Origin of the sequence: Bacillus timonensis (assembly GCF_004799755.1) — a bacterium.
Lineage (GTDB): Bacteria > Bacillota > Bacilli > Bacillales > Bacillaceae_L > Ferdinandcohnia > Ferdinandcohnia timonensis_A.
Genome location: NZ_SLUB01000109.1, coordinates 1 through 4,260, shown reverse-complemented (window position 1 = coordinate 4,260; position 4,260 = coordinate 1). Strand labels below are relative to the sequence as shown.

Annotated in this window: 5 protein-coding genes; all 5 read right to left on the bottom strand. The window is 37.7% G+C overall.

Annotation, left to right across the window (positions count from 1 at the left end):
* Positions 1–161 precede the first annotated feature (161 nt).
* Entirely contained in the window at positions 162–1,409 is a 1,248-nt protein-coding gene (locus E1I69_RS23825) for a competence/damage-inducible protein A (RefSeq protein WP_136381988.1), read from the bottom strand.
* A gap of 17 nt (positions 1,410–1,426) precedes the next feature.
* Positions 1,427–2,005, bottom strand: coding sequence for a CDP-diacylglycerol--glycerol-3-phosphate 3-phosphatidyltransferase (gene pgsA, locus E1I69_RS23820; RefSeq protein WP_136381987.1), 579 nt, complete (start codon positions 2,003–2,005; stop codon positions 1,427–1,429).
* Between the two features lie 90 nt (positions 2,006–2,095).
* Positions 2,096–3,004, bottom strand: a complete 909-nt coding sequence (locus tag E1I69_RS23815; protein ID WP_136381986.1) for a helix-turn-helix domain-containing protein — start codon at positions 3,002–3,004, stop codon at positions 2,096–2,098.
* Between the two features lie 106 nt (positions 3,005–3,110).
* Positions 3,111–3,896, bottom strand: a complete 786-nt coding sequence (locus E1I69_RS23810) for a YmfK family protein (RefSeq protein WP_136381985.1) — start codon at positions 3,894–3,896, stop codon at positions 3,111–3,113.
* Between the two features lie 137 nt (positions 3,897–4,033).
* On the bottom strand, positions 4,034–4,260 hold a 227-nt coding region (locus E1I69_RS24885; RefSeq protein WP_207308598.1), incomplete at its 5' end, for a hypothetical protein.

The window sequence follows — 4,260 nt, the reverse complement described above, 5'->3', positions numbered from 1 at the left end:
AATAGAAATATTATTCGAGTAACCATAAAGATTAGGTAGCTCTGCTTTCCTATTGTCAAAATTAAGTTAGTATTAGGATAAACAGATCGGGTGAGATTTAAACCCGGGGATTATTTTCACAGAAAAAGACGATCTATCAATGATCGTCTTTAATAAAAATATCAGTTTCCCTGTTTGCTTAATAATTGGAGCAAATAATAGAACCCATATTTAATGGTTCTAGTTCTGATTCCTTGACGTGAACCAGCTAATTGTAATGGATATACCTCTGTTGGTTGATCTAAATAGGATATTCCGATATATACCGTACCTACCGGTTTCCCCTCCGATTCACTTGGTCCCGCTACCCCTGTAAAACTTATCCCAATGTCGGAATTTAAGAGCTTCCTCACATTCTCAGCAAGCTGTAGGGCGGTTGAACGGCTAACAGCCCCTTCCGTTTCAAGAGTTTCCTTCTTCACATGTAGCACATGTTCCTTCACTTCATTTGTATAACAAACAACTCCACCCTTCACAACCGCGGAAGAGCCAGCTATGTTCGTTAATTCTTCCGCGAACAAGCCACCTGTTAAACTTTCAGCACTCGCTATCGTTAGACCAGGCGCTTTTAGTTTATTCATAAGTTCATTAACTAGTGAAGTCGAGTTATAGCCATATAAGAACTTGCCTACTCTCTTTAAGATTTGTGCCTCTGTATCATCTAATAATCTATTTGCGACATCAAGAGAGCTGTGCTTTGCTGTTAAACGAAGGGTAACTTCGCCATCACTTGCCAATGGTGCAATCGTAGGGTTTGTTTGTGTATCGATTAAGTCTTCAATCTCTGTTTCGAGCTGAGATTCCCCAATACCAAAGAAACGCAATACTCTAGATTCAATTCGTTCAACAACACCTAATGCTTTTAATAAGAAGGGTGCACCGTATATAAGAAACATTGGATTAAGCTCTTTAGGAGGACCTGGAAAAAGCATGTACGTGATTTTATCGACTTCTAGTCCCATTCCAGGTGCCATTCCATGATCGTTAGGAAGGATTTCAGAACCCTCAAGGACAAGAGCTTGCTTTTTATTATTCTCAGTCATATGGCGATTTGTTTTCTTAAAGAAATCTTCTATACTACGTAGGGCTGTTTCATCAAATACAAGCTGTCTTCCTAAAACCCTTGCAATCGTTTCTTTTGTTAAATCATCCTTTGTTGGACCCAATCCGCCGGTAAAAATAATTAAATCGGAACGTGATTGTGCTATGTTAATCACTTTCTCTAAACGTTCGGAATTGTCACCAACAACTGTATGGAAGTAAACATTGATTCCAAGCTCAGCAAGCTGTTTGGAGAGAAATTGTGCATTGGTATTTGCAATTTGACCCAAAAGGAGTTCAGAGCCTACTGCAATTATTTCAGCATTCATTTAAGAATCTCACCATCCTATTTGGAGTTTGCAAAAACCCCTTTATTTTTCGCGAAGTAATCCCATCCTGAAACAATCGTAAATATGACGGCAACCCAAAGCGCAATCATATCAAAAGGGATGGAAAGAAATTCAAACGGCCAATTATGTAATAATAACGCAGAAACAGCTACAACTTGAGCCCACATTTTTATCTTTCCTAGCATTTTCGCAGCCGAAACCTCGCCACCCTCTGCTAATAAAAGACGTAAGCCAGTAACCGCGAACTCTCTACTAATGATAATAACAACCATCCAGGCCGGTGCTAAGCCAAATTCGACTAAACTGACCAACGCTGCTGATACTAGAAGCTTGTCTGCAAGTGGGTCTAAAAACTTTCCAAGGTTCGTTACTAAATTATGCTTCCTTGCTAAGTGACCATCAATCCAATCTGTACTAGAAGCTACAATAAAAATAATTGCACCGACTAAATGGGCAACGGGTACGGACATTGAGCCAATTGAAACCTCGCCCCATCCAAACGGAACAAACATAATAATTAAAAATAGTGGAATTAGGCAAATTCTTGCCACTGTAATCTTATTTGGTAAATTCAAAATTCATACCTCCAACAATATACTAAATATCTATAATAGTGATAATACCACTTATACGAAACAAAAAGCCATCATAATGATGACTTTTTGTTATTCCTCGGTTCCTGGAGTGTACTTTATAGTGAAAATCTGTTGTACGACTTCTCCAGTATTAAATGGATATTGGAATGGTTCACCATTTATCTCAATGGCCAGGTCTGAAGATTTTCCAATATTGAAGATAACCTCTGACTGATTAGACAAATCTACTTCCTCTATTTGCCCATCCGCAATGTTTTTCCAGACAAATTTTTCACCTTGTCTATTTCTAACCGCAACCCATGCTTTTCCACCTGCATTAGCGGTAAGTTTAACCTTAAATGAATCCGTATTTTTCAACTCATATGTTGCGGTACTTGTTTCTTTTTCAATTTCGACTAGCTCTTGCGCTGGAGTCTCTTCCACTGGTTCCTCTTCTTCGGCAGGGGCATTATCTGTTTCACCGGCTACCTGTTCTTCTTCGTTCGGTTTTTCTTTTTGCTCATCCTGAACAGGAGGTGGATCTTTGGATTCATCATATTCGGTTTCCTGACTCTCAAGTTTTGTCTCCGGTTCCTCGGCAACATCTTTTTTGGATACAAACCAATAGATCGTCATCGCTCCGCCAAGAAGGAAAAGAGCTAATATAATGATTGGTACTTTATCTATGACCTTTGAACTTGTCGAAGAAATTTGTTTTCTTGATTGTACTCTAGAAATTTGTTCAGGGATATCATCATTATATGTACCAGGAATTTCCGACTTAAATTCCTCAAATAATTCTTCAGGATTTAGCCCGACTGCTTCAGCATATTGTTTAATGAACGCACGGACGTAAAATTTACCCGGCATGACGGAATAATTCCCCTCTTCAATACCAACCAAATATCTCTTTTGAATCTTCGTTATTTGCTGTAAATCATCCAAGCTTAAATCTTTTTGTTCTCTCGCTTCTTTTAGTCGAGTACCTAATTCAGTCATTTTATTCACCTACCAACTCTCGGATACCTATTCACATATTCGCGTTCATAATACTAGCATTTTTATCCTTCACAGTAAAGGTTTTGCTAGTATATTTACATAAAAATTAAAAATCAAAACCTGAAAAATTGGACTCAGAAAAATGTTGGTATTCAATATCATATGTAATTTCTTCTTCAGGATCATTTCGAAGTTCAATGATATAATCAAAATCATTTAAAGTATACTCGGTATTACGTACAAATATATCGGGATGCTCCACTAATTTAACTGCAGGAAGTCTCATGATCTCCCTAACTAACTGTAAATGTTTTTCAGTTGCACGTTTTGTCGAAACTATACCATCGATTATAAAAAGATTATCAACGTTATACTCATCATGAATTAACTCATTTCTCATTGTTTGCTTTAATAAAGTCGAGGATACAAACAACCATTTTTTATGCGCACAAACACTTGCAGCCACGACAGATTCAGTTTTACCTACTCTTGGCATCCCACGTATTCCAATTAGCTTATGCCCCTCCTGCTTGAAGAGCTCAGCCATAAAATCAACAAGAAGCCCTAATTCATCCCGAGTAAACCGGAATGTTTTCTTATCATCTGCATCGCGCTGTATATATCGACCATGTCTTACCGCAAGCTTATCGCGAAGCTTAGGTTCCCTAAGCTTTGTAACGGTTATCGTGTCCATTGTATGTAAAATTGATTCAAGTCTTTCAATTTGCTCTTTATTATCACTTAATAAAAGCATTCCCCTTCTACGATCGTCTACACCATTTATTGTGACTATATTTATCGAAAGCATTCCTAATAAAGAAGATATATCCCCAAGTAGTCCTGGGCGATTTTTTGCAATTTCATATTCCAAATACCACTCTTTTTTCTCCAAAATATATCCCAGCCCCTCGCTTGGTGATTATCATTTCCAATTGTGAAACTGTGCATCATTTTTATTATAAACTAATCAATTCAGATTTTATAGAGGGGTAATAAGAAAAACCGGGCATAGCCCGGTCCTTTTCATGGTTAGAGAATATCCGATAATTTGTACTCTATGCCATGTATCCCTTTATAATACTCTGGATACATTTTACCCCCACATTTTTCACATGCAAACATAGGAGGAATTGTCGGATCTCCATCATCCATTAAATCGAAATCCCTTACCACGTTAATAGGAATCTCTTCTTTCTCATGACACGTCAAACAAACATAGCTGACGCTCTGTTGCTTGGACTGGTTTAGGCTTATAT